The organism is Colwellia sp. E2M01 (assembly GCF_018860585.1).
Lineage (GTDB): Bacteria > Pseudomonadota > Gammaproteobacteria > Enterobacterales > Alteromonadaceae > Colwellia.
Map to the genome: position 1 here is coordinate 283,464 of NZ_JAHKPR010000010.1, position 17,049 is coordinate 300,512.

General features: G+C 35.4%; 15 protein-coding genes. 10 read left to right on the plus strand and 5 right to left on the minus strand.

Going from position 1 to position 17,049, the window contains the following annotated elements:
- Positions 1-191: 191 nt before the first annotated feature.
- From KO502_RS01985 to KO502_RS01995, 3 genes are all read right to left on the minus strand, one after another.
- Positions 192-1,295, minus strand: a complete 1,104-nt coding sequence (locus tag KO502_RS01985; protein ID WP_216020868.1) for a polysaccharide lyase family 7 protein — start codon at positions 1,293-1,295, stop codon at positions 192-194.
- A gap of 206 nt (positions 1,296-1,501) precedes the next feature.
- Positions 1,502-2,161, minus strand: a complete 660-nt coding sequence (locus KO502_RS01990; protein WP_216020869.1) for a peptidylprolyl isomerase — start codon at positions 2,159-2,161, stop codon at positions 1,502-1,504.
- A gap of 236 nt (positions 2,162-2,397) precedes the next feature.
- Entirely contained in the window at positions 2,398-3,282 is an 885-nt protein-coding gene (locus tag KO502_RS01995; RefSeq protein ID WP_216020870.1) for an NAD(P)-dependent oxidoreductase, read from the minus strand.
- 729 nt (positions 3,283-4,011) lie between these two features.
- On the opposite strand from KO502_RS01995, the gene KO502_RS02000 reads away from it, so the two are divergent.
- The 4 genes from KO502_RS02000 to KO502_RS02015 all read left to right on the plus strand — a co-directional run bounded on the left by KO502_RS02000 (position 4,012) and on the right by KO502_RS02015 (position 6,560).
- On the plus strand, positions 4,012-4,278 hold the full coding sequence (locus tag KO502_RS02000; protein ID WP_216020871.1) for a DnaJ domain-containing protein: 267 nt from the start codon (positions 4,012-4,014) through the stop codon (positions 4,276-4,278).
- A gap of 106 nt (positions 4,279-4,384) precedes the next feature.
- Complete coding sequence (locus KO502_RS02005) at positions 4,385-4,852, plus strand: hypothetical protein (protein WP_216020872.1); 468 nt, start codon at positions 4,385-4,387, stop codon at positions 4,850-4,852.
- Positions 4,853-4,930: 78 nt separating this feature from the next.
- Positions 4,931-5,578 carry a hypothetical protein gene (locus tag KO502_RS02010; protein ID WP_216020873.1) on the plus strand — a complete coding sequence of 216 codons (648 nt, stop codon included), beginning with the start codon at positions 4,931-4,933 and terminating at the stop codon, positions 5,576-5,578.
- 49 nt (positions 5,579-5,627) lie between these two features.
- Positions 5,628-6,560, plus strand: coding sequence for a hypothetical protein (locus KO502_RS02015; RefSeq protein WP_216020874.1), 933 nt, complete (start codon positions 5,628-5,630; stop codon positions 6,558-6,560).
- A 95-nt stretch (positions 6,561-6,655) separates the two neighbouring features.
- Here the strand turns inward: KO502_RS02015 and KO502_RS02020 are convergent, their stop codons facing one another.
- Together KO502_RS02020 and KO502_RS02025 are read right to left on the minus strand one after the other, a co-directional pair.
- A complete protein-coding gene (locus tag KO502_RS02020; protein ID WP_216020875.1) occupies positions 6,656-7,423 on the minus strand; it encodes a MipA/OmpV family protein in 768 nt (255 codons plus the stop codon).
- 108 nt (positions 7,424-7,531) lie between these two features.
- The gene (locus KO502_RS02025) at positions 7,532-8,263 is read right to left on the minus strand and encodes a FadR/GntR family transcriptional regulator (protein WP_216020876.1); all 732 of its coding nucleotides are present in this window, start codon (positions 8,261-8,263) and stop codon (positions 7,532-7,534) included.
- Between the two features lie 382 nt (positions 8,264-8,645).
- Here KO502_RS02025 and KO502_RS02030 point away from each other — a divergent pair, with 382 nt between their 5' ends.
- The 6 genes from KO502_RS02030 to fbaA all read left to right on the plus strand — a co-directional run bounded on the left by KO502_RS02030 (position 8,646) and on the right by fbaA (position 16,947).
- Entirely contained in the window at positions 8,646-12,005 is a 3,360-nt protein-coding gene (locus KO502_RS02030; protein ID WP_216020877.1) for a TonB-dependent receptor, read from the plus strand.
- Between the two features lie 394 nt (positions 12,006-12,399).
- The gene (locus tag KO502_RS02035) at positions 12,400-12,798 is read left to right on the plus strand and encodes a cupin domain-containing protein (protein WP_216020878.1); all 399 of its coding nucleotides are present in this window, start codon (positions 12,400-12,402) and stop codon (positions 12,796-12,798) included.
- A complete protein-coding gene (locus KO502_RS02040) occupies positions 12,798-14,099 on the plus strand; it encodes an MFS transporter (protein WP_216020879.1) in 1,302 nt (433 codons plus the stop codon). Before KO502_RS02035 ends, KO502_RS02040 begins: the two co-directional genes overlap by 1 nt.
- Positions 14,100-14,249: 150 nt before the next feature.
- Complete coding sequence (locus KO502_RS02045) at positions 14,250-15,200, plus strand: sugar kinase (RefSeq protein WP_216020880.1); 951 nt, start codon at positions 14,250-14,252, stop codon at positions 15,198-15,200.
- A gap of 19 nt (positions 15,201-15,219) precedes the next feature.
- Positions 15,220-15,837, plus strand: coding sequence for a bifunctional 4-hydroxy-2-oxoglutarate aldolase/2-dehydro-3-deoxy-phosphogluconate aldolase (eda, locus tag KO502_RS02050; protein ID WP_216020881.1), 618 nt, complete (start codon positions 15,220-15,222; stop codon positions 15,835-15,837).
- A 33-nt stretch (positions 15,838-15,870) separates the two neighbouring features.
- A complete protein-coding gene (gene fbaA / locus KO502_RS02055) occupies positions 15,871-16,947 on the plus strand; it encodes a class II fructose-bisphosphate aldolase (RefSeq protein ID WP_216020882.1) in 1,077 nt (358 codons plus the stop codon).
- The last annotated feature ends 102 nt before the right edge of the window (positions 16,948-17,049 follow it).

Genomic DNA, 17,049 nt, shown 5'->3' on the forward strand with positions numbered 1-17,049 from the left:
CTAAACAAATTCGCCTTGTTATTGCACATCGGGCATAGCTCTGAGTTGGGAAGAAATTTAATCAAATTGGTATAATGTTATAAAAAAGAAGTAAAAGACAAATAAAAAAGGTTTACTCCACAAGGGAATAAACCTTTTTATGTCATTAATATTGCTTAAAACAGTCTGACTTAAGCTTTGTAATTATAAAGTTATTTTTTAGGTGGAGTAGACTCACTAATAACTAATTTAGAGAAAGCTACGCTAGTGTAATCACCATTGGCTTTATCTGTAGCCCAAATACCAGTACCCGGACAAGCGGTGTACCAAAAAGCTTTATCGTCTTTAGTACTACATTGGTTATAAGCACCAGCTTTAAAGTAGTTACCGTCGTAAGCATAGCCCCATGGGTTATCTAGTGGATCTGGCTTACCGTAAGCATCAACATTGTTCGCTAAGTTGATTTCATATTTAACTTCAGGGTGACCTTCAGCTGTAAATGTTAAGTACATAATGTTTTCATGAACATTGATTACATAACTAAACTCTTCACCAAGTGAAATACCTTCTGCACCTGGATCTGCAGGATCTGTCCAAACATTCCCCCAAACTGGGTAAGCGATATCTGTGCGGTTTGGATCATCTTTAGTTAAGTTACGTTCATAGTTCCAAAAAACTGAGCCTTTGTCATGGTTTGGCCATTTTTTGTAATAAATTTTAATTGGTTCATTACCCCAACCAAAATCACCTTTACCTTTGGTTGCTTGTTGTAATTTTTTATTTTTGTCTGCATGAATTTGACCTACCACAACAGAATAAGCAGGGCGTTTTTCTGGGTAACCAGCTCTTAAAGATACAGCATTTACTTTAAGTGTTGCTTCCATTTTTCCACCAACAGCAGCATATTTATTTGCGATTGGATTAACAGCTAAAGTAAAGTTGTTACCTGGATCATGGGTACCAATTTTTGTATTTAAACCACGAAACATTTGACGTAATTCACTACGTGTATTTGATGAACCACTGGTGGTAGTTGCTTTGTTTGGTACAGTAAATACCATATGGCCATTTTCATCTAAATAAAAGAAGTCAGGATGAGAGTATGTTTGAATATCTTTAACATCGATCTCATCAATTTTGCTGTTATTATCTTCATCTAGTGGCATAGTGATTTTCCAGTGACTTAAGTCAAACTTATCAGCAGGAACGGGACCTGATAATTGTTTATTTTCTGGGCTTGTGGAATTACAAGCTGCCACTAGACAAGCTATACTAATTGAAGCAAATAAAGTTTTACTTTTTGATATTTTATTCATAAAACACTCTCTTGTTATTTAATACATATAATGAATTATTTTCATTATTGAATTGAGAAAATTACATTCTATTTAGCTGTAAATATTGATACATACCTTAATTTTATCTACTTCGGTTATAAACTCGTTATAGCCGTTTCATTAATTAAATTATCTATTTTAGCCCGTATAAATGCTCACTTAGTTTGTGAGATTGGTATTAGTATTTATTGACTATTAATCACTCTAATACTGGCATTCTTAATTATAATAGGCTCTTTCGTTTTACCACTTCGGCTACCTAACTTTTCAATATTAGTTAAACTCTGCTCTGACCCAATAACTATTTTACCAAATACCGTATGCTTTCCATCTAAGAATGGCGTAGGAGTAAATGTTAAGAAAAACTGACTACCATCAGTACCAGGTCCAGCATTAGCCATACTTAACGTACCTACAGTGTCATGAGTGGTCTTGCCATCAAATTCACCATCATATTTATAGCCAGGATTACCAGCGCCAGTACCGGTAGGATCACCACCTTGCGCCATAAACCCTGGAATAACCCTATGAAATGTTAAGCCATCGTAAAAACCTAATTTTGTTAGGTATATAGTACTAGAAACATGCATAGGTGCAGAGTCGGTCAATAATTTTATAGTAATATTACCTTGGTTCGTTTTTAACTCCCAAAAGTAGTCTTTGTCTTTAGTAAATGTGAGTAAAGGCGGCTTGGTTAATGACGTTTTCCAAGCAGGATCACTTTTATCAACGACTTGCTCAGAAATAAATTTATTGGCTTTATTAAGCGCAATATCACCGCCGCAACATGCAGTAAGAGACAGTAGTAACAGTAATACTGTAATAATATTATTTTTATACATCATATAATTAGCCTTTAGTAATTTATTGAATTCCAATATAAAACTAAAGCCTCAAAAACTACAGCGATATAAACAAAAAAATCCGACAGTTAAAGCTGTAAAACAAATTTTACCTGATAGGTTTAATTCGGTTAATACAAATTCAATTGCCGGATTTTATCTAAATACAGGATCACCAATATAATAATAGTAATGCTGTATTTAGTTATTCTAGATACTTTTAATTTACTTAGTAAATATTACTTAGCGAATAAAGTATTGAAGTAATCAAAAACTACAGGTACATCATTGTTACCTAAACCAGCATCAACAGCTGCTTGTAAGTTAGCAGAAGTACCTTGAGCGATTAAAGATTCACCGCCTAAGTCAGCAACCATTTGGTTGAAGTAGCCAAGGTCTTTGTTAGCATTAGCTACAGAAAAGCCTAGCTTTTCTTCACCGTCTACTGCGTAAAATTTAGTAAACTGCATGAACGGAGAGTTAGATGGACCTGCTGACATAATGTCAAATAATTGTTGGCCATCAACACCTGCTGCTTTTGCAACAGCAAATGCTTGAGACATAGCAGTAACAGTAGTCATACCGATGAAGTTGTTGATTAACTTAGTTGTGTGACCAGCACCTAAAGCGCCAAGATGGAAAACGTTTTCGCCTTGCTCGTCAAGAACTGGTTTAACTTTGTTGAAAGTGTCGATATCACCAGCAGCCATGATGTTTAACAAACCATCTTTAGCGTGTGCAGGTGTACGGCCTAAAGGAGCATCAATCATACCACAACCTTTAGCAGCAAGAGCAGCACCGATTTTACGAGTAGAATCAGGGATTGAAGTACCAAAATCAATTAATGTTTTGCCTTCAGTCATACCCGCTAAAATACCGTCTTCAGCGTAAACAACTAATTCAACAACTTTTGACGTTGTAAGAGCAAGCATTACAATGTCACTTTTTTCAGCTAATTCTTTACCTGTTTTAACTTCTGTAGCGTTACCACGAGCAAGAACTTTTGCAACTGCATCTTTGTTAAGATCCATTACGTTAACTTGAAAACCACGTGTTTGTAAGTTTTCAACCATGTTGCCGCCCATAAGGCCAAGACCGATAAAGCCGATTACTGGTTTAGACATTTTATAACTCCTAGAATAATTAATGTGTATTTATTATTAAAAAATAAATTTATGTTTTAATAATATATGCATGTGACCAATTTATCAATATATAAAGGTGATTTAATTACCAATATTTGTTTTTTTTGTTTGTTTGGTAATACAATTTGGTTATTTAACTGCGTTTATTGGTAAATATGTTATTGGTTTTTTGTTTTAAACCAATTTGTTAGCTGTTTTTTTGAAGGCTGTTATCTTTGTTTTAGAAAATACTGTTTATAATAAAAAATTCTGAGGTAGTTGCGTGGAAATATAATTAATATACTTTTTTGGCAGGGCGCGTAGATTTTTTGATATTTCTTTATAGCAGTGATTGGTATTTTATAGGTATTAACGACAAGATAGAGTTTAGGATAACGCGTATAAATTCAATCACACATTGTCTTTAAGTTCATTTGAAATTTAACCTTGAATGATTAATAGGGCTTAGGTTAGTTAATATAAATAAGGTTAGCAAGAATGATTTGATTAGATTAAAATAACGGTTGCTGATTTGTTGGTTGAGTATATGGCTCTTGAATACGGTACTCTGGAGACGTGACTTTTAGACCTTCAACTGAATTATTACACAAATAATGAGTATGACTGCTAGCTTCTCACACATAGGCCTTAGCTTGAAAAGTTATTAAACTATATTATATAGAAAACCTGGTTATAGCTAACTTCTAATAAAAAGGTATAAGTAAATCAATGGATTATTTTGAACAATTAGGCGTAGGTCGGGATGCAACAACGATCGAGATTAAAAAAGCTTATCGCAAACTTGCTAATAAGTTCCACCCAGATAAAAATAATGATAGCAGTATTGATGTTGAAGAGCAGTTTCAACTAATTAAAACCGCTTATGACACGCTTTCAGACCCTAAAAAGCGTACATTATATTTGAAAAGTAATTACACGCTAATTACTGACCCACGAGAGGTTGCGGATTCATTTTGGCAAAGTGCATTAAGCTAACCTATTAACGTATAACTCTTTAATTTTGTAGCTTCCTCTATAACTCAGTCATGTTTAAATAACTAAATTGAAGCTTTAATTTACGCATACCAACTAGGAATAAATTTTGCTAACTGACCAAAATATACCTGATTATTTAACCGATAATTTTTCTATGTATTTAGAAAATATGAGCTCGTTAACTGATCCTGAAAATCCTGATCTATTGACTATCTATTTAACCAGTTTATTTGACCAGTTAAAAGTTAGTCCGTTGTTATTTTGTGGAATCGTTGATCAACTTGCCATGGCGATTACCCCTAAGATTAGAATCGATAGTAAAAATTTGGCCTTGCTTGACTTAACTAACGAACCTTCTTGGGCTGAAGTAAAGACTTTTGTTGGCGTGCACGCAGATGCTAGAGCTTGTATTACTGAGATGATGAATGAAGCTGAGCAAGATTTAAAAATAGCCGTATTACTCATTCACTTTTATAATCGTTATGATGCTACACCATTAAAGGTGGAAGAAAATGAAGATGATTTTGATCAAGTTGATGATTACAACTCTGATGACTTTGATGAAAATTACTAAGCTATTTAGCTTACCTATCGTCAACTATAGTTAATATATAGTTTAATACGAAAATTACTCATATCTTAAGGAATACCCGTGACAAAAAACGCATTAATTTTAGCGACTGATATTATAGAAATTGCCCAAGAAAGTGGTCGCCGAGCAGGCACTTCATTAGAAGCTATTGCTTCAGAGCAAGGTGATGAGACTATGCTAGCCGTATTAACTGAAATGGACATATTAACGGTTGCTAAAATAGTAAGAGAGCATGATGCGACAATCCCTTCTATTGCTACTTGGTTAATGGATGCGGAATCAATTAAACAGTTATTAAATGTTGAGCCATCTTATTGGCAAAACATAGACGAAGATCATGTTTTTTGTGCGCAAACTGAGGCACATAGCTTGTTATCACAAATTTTGCTTTCTTCTGATGATGAAGCAAAGCAACGGGAAGTGTTAAATACGATAGTTGAAGATGATTTTGGTTTATTATATTTATCATTACCTTTTGTTGGACACGACTTTTCTGAAATTGAAGAGGACGAAGAGCAAACTTCAGGCAGTATTGAAGAGCTATTAATGAAGATTAAATCATTAAGTGAAGAAGCTTACCGTGAAGTTATGACCGTAAGCACTAACGGTACATTAGATAACATTGAAAATATATTAAAAAACAATGCGAATAAACAACGTGTTAGCTCGGTTGAAATGGATACCGATGATATGTTCGCACCATTATAAATAATTAATAGACGTTTTAAATACCGTTTATATTAAATAGGTTTTATTAATGAGAATTGCAGAGTTAAGAAATCACCCATTCCTACTTTTGATCTTGAAAGACGGTATAAATGAAGGGTTTTTTCCTCCAGAGTTTACCCATAAAATTACACAACAATTAGTCGATATGTCGTTACGCATAGCGTCTGATAATTTATCTATTATCTATGCAGACCAAATCAAAAAAGGTTGTGAAATAGTACTTGGGATCACCAATTTAGGTTTATTAGATCTTTGTGATAACAACAGTGATAAAGCCAAAGAGATAATAAAAAAAGAGGGTATTGTTTATTGTTTTAGAGCTGGTTGGGCGAAATATGCGCAATTGAAAAAAGTATCGTCATCGTACTTTGACAGTATTGCTATAACTCGTTATGCCTTAGCAACAGACGACACTTCAGATATTAGTGCAATGCATGCTAACTTTATGAAAGAGGGGTACAAAAGTGCCAAGCTTGTAGATGTTTATAAAAGCCTTGCACATAGTTATTGTGCAAACCACCTCGATCATGACGAAATAGAATTAAATGGTGAAGAGTATTTAAAAGCTGAATTAGAAACATTTCTTAATAGTGCTGTTGCCTTGTTATTAATAGATTCAGACGAAAAAAGGTTTACTACTTCATTATTTCAACAGTTTAAAACATACCTTGAAACAACAGATAAAGAAAGTGTGCTTGAAAAGCTAGATACATGTATAAGTAAACTGTCTTCTCAACTATCTATTCTTAATAAAAATTATTTACAAGAAATAACGTTACTTGATTTTAAAGAGTTTAAAGGGATCATTAAGCAAGAAATTGATGTTGTTATTCATATGCAAACAATTTTAGAGTTGCCTATTTCTGTTTCAATAGAGTTAAATGATGATTTTGAAGGTGGGTATGATTCTCATGAAGATGATGAATTTGACATCGCTTACTTAAGACCTGACGAAAAATAGTTTATTCTTTGGGTTTAATTAGAGGTTTTTATTGTTAACGATTTACTCGCATATAAATGAAATATAAATACTCTTTGATACTCACAAGTAATCTATTAAAAAAACTTACTAAAGAAGAGGCGAGTGCTGATATTTCTATCAGTCTCTACTAATGGACTTTTAGATATCGCTGAGCCATACCAAGTATAATCAAAAGCAAGTTGGGTAAATCCGCCGAAGAAAATAGGCGTAGATATTGATAAACCGAGAGAAGTATTAAGTGTTGCTTCTCCTTGGTATTCATAGGTAAAAGCATTAACCTCATCTGCCTTTACACCGTAATAATAATTAACATTTTTGGCATTTAAATAATTTAAACTTATTTTAGGCTCAAAAAAGATAGGTCCTTTTCGCAATACATGAGAAATATTAACTTTGCCTTCAAATCCATTAGAACGTCTTAAAATGTCATACATTCCAGATAAAGAAACTTTCCAATTATGTCTTTCATAATTTAGGCCTAAGCCTGCGTCCATTGAAAATTTTCTAGGCGCCATATTCTCAAAAATATAGCTATCTGAGTCATCAAACCCTTGAAACCTAGGGGCCGCTTGTAGGTTTAGTTTAATATCGTGAAACTCAAAAGCATCATAACTAGCAAAAGGTCCTAATATGCGAAAATTATCCCCGCGGTAACCAATAATTGGTAAGGGAATTACTTTATAATCATAACCTTTATAAACCTCTTGAATAACACCTAACCCAAAACCGTAAAGTAATCCCTTAGGTTCTATTCGCTCTCGAGCATTACCTCTATTTTCCTCGGCAAAGGCATCCGAAGATAATAAGGAAACTATAAGTATAAATAGAGAGGGAAACTTCATACTTGTTCCTTTATTTATTGTTAATGGTTTTTTATAGCGGTAAACAAGTTATGTTTTGAATTATGCTATTTTATTGAAAAATAGCATAATTCAATAGGGGGGGGATTGCTACTTATTTAGAGAAGGTATGGAGTATAAATCTCGTTTTTCGCTATTTTTACGTTTAATTTCTTCTAATGCTTTAGTTTCTACTACATCAAATAAAGAATTAATTAAGCGGTTAAAGTGACCATGCATAGCATGGCGTGCTTCGGTTGCATTGCCTGATTCTAATGCAGTATAGATAGCTTTATGCTCAGCTAAAGTTTTAGTATTATCGCTACTACATACACTGTCATAGTCATCAATAATTTCAGGTGTTAATGAACGTAATCGCCATAAATTTTCTACTGATAATATCATCGCTGCATTACGTGTTGAGTTAGCTATTATTTTGTGAAATTCTTCATCTGCAGCTTCAATATCCTTGCCTTTTTCCATAGCAATTAGCGTTGCATTGAGTTGCTTTAACTCATCTTTATTGATAGTTGTTGCCGCTATTGCAGCAACTTCACCTTCAATAAGGGCTCTTGCTTGGGTTACTTCAAAAGCATTAATAACTTCATTAGAGTTAGTATTGTTACCTGTATCTAAAACGTAAACGCCTGAGCCAGTTTTAACTTCTATCTTACCTCTAACTTCTAAAGCTATTATTGCTTCTCTGATCGTTGGTCGACTTACGTCAAATGTTTCAGCAAGCTCTCTTTCTGGCGGTAATCTACTTCCAGCTGAGTAATGGCCTGAGTCTATAGAGGCTTCAATATTTTCGACGATTCGCCAAAACAACCTGCGGTTACTCATAACTTTTCCTTAACAATAATAAGTTATATAAAAACTTGAAACTAATAAAATATTTTGCACTTTAGTGCGATTTTTACGTGTGTTAAACAGCAAATATAACACGGTAAATATAACTAAAGTGTAAATATACTCGTTGTTTGTTAAACACAATTTTGACTTGTAAACATAATTTTCTTATTTATAAGGTACATTAATTTTATTGGTAATACAAGGTGCGACTGTTTATGTTTTATTGGTAATGATGATTGGTAATGTTAATTGATTGACAGGTTGGTTATTAATTGGTTATATTGGTTGCAGTAGCACACAGTGGCTATCAACATATTATTATAAATAACAAAAGTTCAAATATAAAATATAAAGTAGTCAGGGGAGATAAACGATGAAATTGAATAAAATTAGCTCTGCTCTCAGAGTCAATAAAACGATTAAAAAAAGAGGCAAAGCGGCGTTAGTCACTTCAGCTTTTTTAACTTTATTAAATGCAGCTGCTTATGCTGAAGAAGCACCTCAAACAGTTTCTGCTGAGTCGGATGTAGCGGTTAATAGCAATCCAGATGATGATGGCCGTGCTATTGAAGTAGTAAATGATAGTGGTGAGGTTGAAGTTATTGAAGTTAGGGGAATGCGTGGAACAATGACACGCTCTCTAAGTGAAAAGAAAAACAATACAGCTATTGTTGATGCTATTGCTGCCGCAGATTTTGGTGACTTACCAGGGTTATCTTTATCAGATGTTATTGAAAATATTTCTGGTGCGTCAGGTCACCGTTTAAAAGGTAGTCAAAACGAAATCTCTATTCGTGGTCTTGGTTCATACTGGGGTTACGCAACATTTAATGGCCGTACCATTACCAATGCTGGTGAAGGTCGTGCTGTGAACTTTAAAAAATTCCCTTCTGACTTAGTTGATAAAGTAACTATTTATAAATCACAACAAGCTAATTTAGTTGAAGGTGGTACTTCAGGTACTATCGAAGTTGGCTCTGTTCGTGCTGTGGATTATGGAAAAAGTAAAACATCAGTTGAAGTTACAGGCATCTATAACGATTATTATAATGAAGGTGATAACCAATCAGAATGGGGTAATAAACTTACTTTCTCAACCATTCAAAACTTTGAAACTGAAAACTTAGGTGCTATGGGTTTCAGTTTGGGTTATGTACGTAGTGACTCAGCTAACCCTGAAGAAAACTACGGTACTAGTTCTTCAATGGCTGCATGTAGCTTTAGAGCTGCTGATGGCTCACCACTTACTACAGGTAATGGTGTTACCGAGCGTTGTGGTGATGGTGATTTAGATAGTAATGGTTTACCTGATAACGACACTATGGTTAGCCCTGGTCGTACAGATGAACCTGTAACTTTAGGTCCAAACGCCGATGCAAGTAAATATGGTGTAAATGGTGCCGATCATTTAGCTAAATTTGATCCTGATTCAATCTTCTATGTTCCTGATGATTCATATTGGCGTACAGGTGAAGATACCGATGAACGTGAAAATATTGTTGGTACTTTTCAATGGGTACCTAATGAGACATGGAATATTAACTTTGATTACGCCTACTCTCATTTAGAATACACTGAAAACCGTATGGAATTGGCGCAAGAGCGTGGTAAGAACTTAAATCCAGATACGTTAATTATTGATGATAAAGGCAACTTACTTTATGAAGAAGGTGAAGGTAAGTTAACCTTACAAGGTGAAAATCGTAATCAAGTAGATACATTTAATGGCTATGGTCTTAATGTTGAATTTACTCCGAATGATAACCTGTTATTAATTGCTGATGCTTCTTATAATAGATCATACCGTTACCGTTTACGTCACCGTGCTAAATTCCGTAATGAAACTCAAACAGCTTACTCTTTAGACTCAACGGGAACAGTTCCTCAGTTACATCTTGGTGATAGTTTAGCACTTGCGGACGCTAACTTTTTCTATGAAAACGTTGATGGTAATTTAGTTGAAAATCCAAATTTTGGTGGTGTTGCATTTGACGTCAGTGATATGGCTAGCTTCGTTGCGGATGACGGCGGCGCTTATTTAGAATACGGTCGTGAAAACGATGAACGTAAAGATGATATGTGGGCTGTAAGGTTTGATGGTAAATATTCCTTTGATGATTATTCCGTTTTCTCATCTTTTGAAGCAGGTATTCGTTATTCAAACCAACATTTATACGATTATTCAGGTATTCAAACGGCACTTCATGTAGACACGGGTACACGTCGTCCTATCGATGCTAACTGGAACTCTGATGACCATATCGACCGTGGTGGTGTAGATGATAATGACAACGCGGGTGATGATTGGTCTAGAAATGATATCGCTGGCCATGCGGAAGCTACAGCTCGTGCGCAAGCTTGTGGTGATAACGGCCATAGTTTAGAAGGTTTTATGGGGGCTTCTGGCGGTGCTGCAGATGCGGGCAACTTCTTAACATTTGACTCTAAATGTTTAATTGGTGCTTATTTAGGGCAAGTAGGATACGCCACGCCTGAAGGTAATAACCCAGATGTTGGCTTCTATGATATAGGTGAAAACCCTGATCAAAGAGACGGTCAATTAGTGGATGTTACTGAAAAAGTTACAGCGATATACGCAATGGCAAACATCGATAGCGAGATTGCGGGTATTCCAGTAACAGGTAACCTAGGTTTACGTTACGTAAGAACGGAGACTGACTCTAAGTCATGGGGTGAGCGTCCCGTGTTAACTGAAACTATTCTTGATGTGGATGATCCTGAAACTACTGAAATTAATGAAGCCGGCCTATCTACATGGGGTTATACTGCTGAAACAACACAACTTTATTTAGATGATTCTTATGATGAATGGTTACCAAGTCTTAACTTAAGCTTCCACTTAAGTGATGAGTGGTTATTAAGAACAGCAGCATATCGTTCATTATCTCGTTTCTCATTAAATGCAATGTCTGCGGGTCAAACTATCTCTGTATGTAATGATGAAGATGATAACTACTGTAGTTATGATCAGAAAATTGCAGCGGGTACTGCCCAAGGTAATATGATGAACCCATATACCGCTAATAACTTTGATTTATCATTAGAATGGTATCCTAGTTTAGATATGGCGATTACTTTAGCGGGTTACTGGAAAGACTTCACTGGTGGTACAGAGCTTATTACGGAATATCGTGCACCTAGCATAACCGTTAATTATGATGACGGCACAACGGATGAAAATGTTCTGTACAATGAGATTCCGTATAACGTAAACCAAGTAGCGGATACACAATCAACTATTAAAGGTATGGAATTAACATTCCAGAAGCATTTCTCTGAATTACCTGGTGTACTTAGTGGTATTGGTGTTAAAGGTGCTTGGAACCATGCAATTTCTGACTTTAATACAATCGAACCAGCTAACTGGGGTATCAGCCCTGATGCTAACTTATTCGGTTTCTCTAAAAACGTAGCCTCAGCTTCGGTTTACTGGGAAGGCGATGATTTATCAATGCGCTTAATGTATAAGTACCGTTCACGTTACTTCCAGCCTAATAATCAACCTTTCCCAGACAAAGCTCATCGTTGGGTAGAAGATAGTGATTATGTAGATGCTGCGGTTAAATATAAAATTAACAAACATTTTGAAGTATCGTTAAAAGCACTTAACTTACTTGAAGAACCACAAATAATGACTCGTGGCACAGGTACTGTATCTGATTACTCGTACTCAGGTCGTAAGTTCTTCTTGAGTGTTAAAGCTAAGTTCTAAAGAGTAATGTTGTAAATTTATTTCGGGGTTCTATTACAGGAGTAGAGAATCCCCGAAATATTTCAACGTAACGTAATAATTTTAAACATATATTCGTGTATACAGTAAGACTCTTTTGATTCAAAGCCAATAAAATGAATTAGCGTATAATTCAAAAGTAACTAAAGTTATTAATATTGTTTAGTTACATGCTCCTATACCAAATGCAGCAGAATTTAAGAATAATTAATAAAGTAAGTAAACCTATCGTTTGATAAAGCGATATGGCTTATTTCAATTGAGATATAAACATATTAATACAATAAGTTTGTTAATCATTTCTTACGTTATGATTTACAAACATATACTGTTATGAAAAACCAATATAAAAACTAGGTAATATCAGGAGAGTTCCATGAGCCAGAGTGACATTTTTACATCAGTAGATACCGCAGAAATTGAAGACATAGGCGGTGGGTTAAAACGTCAAATGTTAGGTTATAACCATGAGTTAATGGCCGTTAAAATTTATTTTGAAAAAGGCGCTATTGGTTATAACCATGCTCACCGTCATTCTCAAGTAACTTATGTTGTTGAAGGTGAATTCCACTTTAATATTGACGGTGTAACAACCATTATGAAAGCGGGTGATAGCTGTTTAATTCAGCCATGGGCTGATCATGGTGCTACTTGTCCAACAGGTGGTATTTTAATTGATACATTCAGCCCTCCACGTGAAGACTTCTTACCTGAGGGCGTATTCGACAATATTGATGTTGAAAAGCTTAACCGTAAACCTGCGGAGAATAAATAATGGAATTAAAAGGATTACGTTGGTGGGTTATTGCGTTAATCGCATTAGCTACTGTTATTAACTACATTGACCGTTCAGCGCTTAGCGTTTTATGGCCTGATATTGTAGAAGAATTATTTCCTGATGAAACCGCGTTAGAGCGTAAGCAAATTTATGCAAACATCTCTATTGTTTTCATCTTATCTTATGCTTTTGGTCAAGCTATCTTTGGTAAGATTTTTGACTGGGTTGGCACACGTTTAGGTTTTGTACTTTCTATTGGTATTTGGTCTATTGCTACTGCTTTACATGCTTTTGCACAAGGTGTATTAAGTTTCAGTATTTTCCGCGCTATTTTAGGTGTGGCAGAAGCTGGTAACTGGCCTGGTGCGGCAAAAAGTAATGCCGACTGGTTCCCAACTAAAGAGCGTGCATTAGCGCAAGGTATCTTTAACTCTGGTGCTGCTATTGGTGGAATTATTGCCATTCCAATGATTGCTTACCTAACCGTATTTTTTAGCTGGCAAGGTGTGTTTGTTGTTATTGGTTTAGTGGGTTTGTTATGGTTAATTCCATGGTGTATTTTAGTTAAAGCTCCTCCAGGAACACATCCTTGGATCACAGCAGAAGAACGTGAATACATTTTAACAGGTCAGAAAAATACTGAAGCCGATTCTGAAACTTCAGAAGAAGATGAGTACAATCCAACAACAGGTCAAATCCTTAAACACAAACAAAGCTGGGGCGTAATTATAGCTTCTGCAGCAATTGATCCTATTTGGTGGTTATTTGTATTCTGGATCCCTATTTACCTTAACGAAGTGTACCAAATGGATGTTAAATCAATTGGTATTTACGGTTGGGTTCCTTATGTAGGTGCTATGTTTGGTGCTTGGTTTGGTGGCTTATTAGCGCAAAATCGTTTAAAAGCAGGTTGGAATACAGATAAAACACGTAAGTTAACCATTACTTTAGGTTGTTTAATTATGTTACCTGCCTTGTTAGCAATGGCTAATCCAGGTGGACCTACAGCAGCAGTACTTATTATGGCTGTTATTTTATTTGGTTTCCAAACAGCTATTGGTAACGTGCAAACATTACCAAGTGATTTATTCGGTAAGAAAGCTGTAGGCACATTATCTGGTTTATCAGGTATGGCTGCTAAATTAGGTGCATTAGGTTTAACAGCATTAGTTCCTATTCTAACAGCGGGCGGTAATTACGCTCCTGCATTTATTATTGGTGCTTCATTAGCGGTTACGGCAATACTTGCGGTTTGGATACTTATTCCAAAAATTGAACCAGTAAAACCTAAAGCTTAAAACAAAGCTTGAAAGCAAGAATAGAGTGTTTATACTATTTTTATATTAGTTAAGCGCTACAAGCTAAGAAATAGAATTAATTTAGTCGATAATATGGTAACGTATTATCGACAATTTTTTATTTAAGATAAAATTAAGAAGGTTTTGTAAATGAAAAACATTTTTTTATTCGGCGAATGTATGATTGAACTGATGTCGGCTTCTAAAGAAGGCTCATCAAATACGTTAAAGCAATCGTTTGCTGGAGATGTTTTTAACACAGCAGTTTATCTAAAACGCACTTTTTCAAAAGTAAATACACATTTAGTAACCGCAGTGGGTAAAGACAAATTTAGCCTTGATATGATCGAATATTTTAAAGGTGAAAATATTAGCTCAGATTTTGTTTTTCAGTCTGAAACAAAAATCCCAGGTTTATATTCTATTCAACTTGATGACGAAGGGGAGCGTAGCTTCACTTATTGGCGTAACGATTCTGCCGCTCGTCAAGTTATGCAGCACATTGATGATGAAGTAACTAGTTTATTATCAAAAGGTGATATGTTTTTCTTTTCAGGTATTTCTTTGGCAGTTATTGAGCCACAATCAAGAACTGCATTTTGGGCTTTAATTGATAAATTAAAAGCTGCAGGCGTACAAATAGTATTTGATCCTAATTATCGTCCTCGCATGTGGACTGGTCCAGAAGAAGCACAAGAACAGTTTGAATTAGCTTTACAAAAATCAGATTTATCACTACCAGGTGTTGATGATTTTGAACAATTATTTGGTATGACTACCGTTGAAGACGTTAATAATTATTGTAAAACGTTTGATTTAAGTGAGCTAATAATTAAAAATGGCGAACAAGGTATCTTAGTCGTGGTTGACGGAGACGTTTCTCACTTTACTATTACTCCTGTAGAAAACGTAGTTGATACTACGTCGGCTGGTGATTCATTTAATGGTGTTTACCTCGGTGCTCGCGCAGAAGGTTACTCAGTAAATGATTCAATTACCTTAGCATCGAAAGCAGCCGGTTTCGTTATACAACATAGAGGTGCTATTGCACCAGCAGATGAGTACGATACATTTATCAAAGCTCAACTGGCATCAGTTTAAAATTTAATAAGGATCTATCATGAGTTCTTTCTCATCTTTAATGGGTACACAAACACTTTTACCTATCATTCAAGCCGATACAGCTGAAGAAGGCCTAAACATCGCGAAAGCAATGGGCGCAGCGGGTATTCACCTAGTTGAAGTTGTATTGCGCACACCAGCATCTTACGACGTCATTAAACTTATCAAAAAAGAATTACCAGACATGGTCGTTGGTGCGGGTACTATTTTAGATACAGATATTTTAGCAAAGGCACTTGAAGCCGGCTCTGATTATATTATCACTCCTGCCACTTCACCTAAATTATACGAAGCCTTTGCTAAGTGCCCAGTACCTGTTTTACCAGGTGTTTCAACGGCTTCAGATATTCTTTTAGCATATGAATATGGTTATACTGAAGTTAAACTTTTCCCTGCTTCTTTAGCGGGTGGTATCCCATTCTTAAAAGCTATGGGTTCAGTATTTCAAACGATGAAGTTCAACCCTACTGGTGGCATTAATGCAGGGAACTTTGCTGACTTTTTAGCACTTGATAATGTTATCGCTGTTGGCGGTACTTGGGTAGCTGATAAAAAGTGGGTTAAAAGTGGCGATTGGGCTGCAATCACTGCTGCATGTAAAGAAGCATTAAGTTAATATTTTAAAAAAAACTCACTAAAAGAGCGTAAAATGACAAAATTATCTGATTTAGTACCAACAGGTGTTATCACTGGAAAGAACGTATTTACTTTATATGAGTTCGCTAAAAATAATAACTTTGCATTACCGGCCGTTAATGTTATTGGCACAAACTCGGTAAATGCGACACTAGAAGCTGCACGTAATGCGAATTCTCCTGTAATTATTCAATTGTCTAATTCAGGTGCTGCGTTTTTTGTTGGTAAGGGAGCTAACTTATCAGGTATTGAGGCTTCAGTAGCAGGGGCGTCAGCAGCAGCACATTACGCACGTAGTGTTGCTAAGTATTATGACGTACCTGTTATTTTAAATACTGATCATGCGGCTAAAAAGTTATTACCATGGATTGACGGTTTACTTGATGAAGGCGAAGCCTACTTTGAATTACATGGCGAGCCGTTATATAGCTCACATATGATTGACCTTTCAGAAGAAACTCTAGAAGAAAATATTGATATTTGTGCGCGTTACTTAGAGCGTATGAGTAAAATTGGTATGACATTAGAGATTGAACTAGGTTGTACTGGCGGTGAAGAAGACGGTGTAGATAACACTCATCTTGATAGCTCTAAATTGTATACTCAGCCTGAAGATGTTGCGTATGCTTACGAGCGATTAATTAAGATTAGTCCTAACTTTATCATTGCGGCTTCATTTGGTAATGTACACGGTGTTTATAAGCCAGGTAATGTTACGCTTACCCCTAAAATATTGAAAAATTCTCAAGAATACGTATCTGAAAAATTTGCTTTAGCAGAGAAGCCATTAAATTTTGTATTTCATGGTGGCTCTGGCTCAGATGCCGCAGATATTAAAGAAGCTATTTCGTACGGTACCATTAAAATGAACATTGATACTGATACGCAGTGGGCAACGTGGGATGGTGTATTAAATTACTATCAAGACAAATCAGGTTATTTACAAGGACAAATTGGCAACCCTGACGGCGATGATAAGCCGAATAAGAGTTACTATGATCCTCGAACTTGGTTACGTAAAGCAGAAGAATCTATGACTGCACGTTTAAAACAATCTTTTACAGAATTGAATTGTATTGATAGATATTAATTTTGAATAATTTGCAACTCAGTTTTATTGTATTGTAACAGCTTTTAAAATGCCGTTAAGTTAGCTTAACGGCATTTTTTATGGAGTGGGAAAGAACTTAAT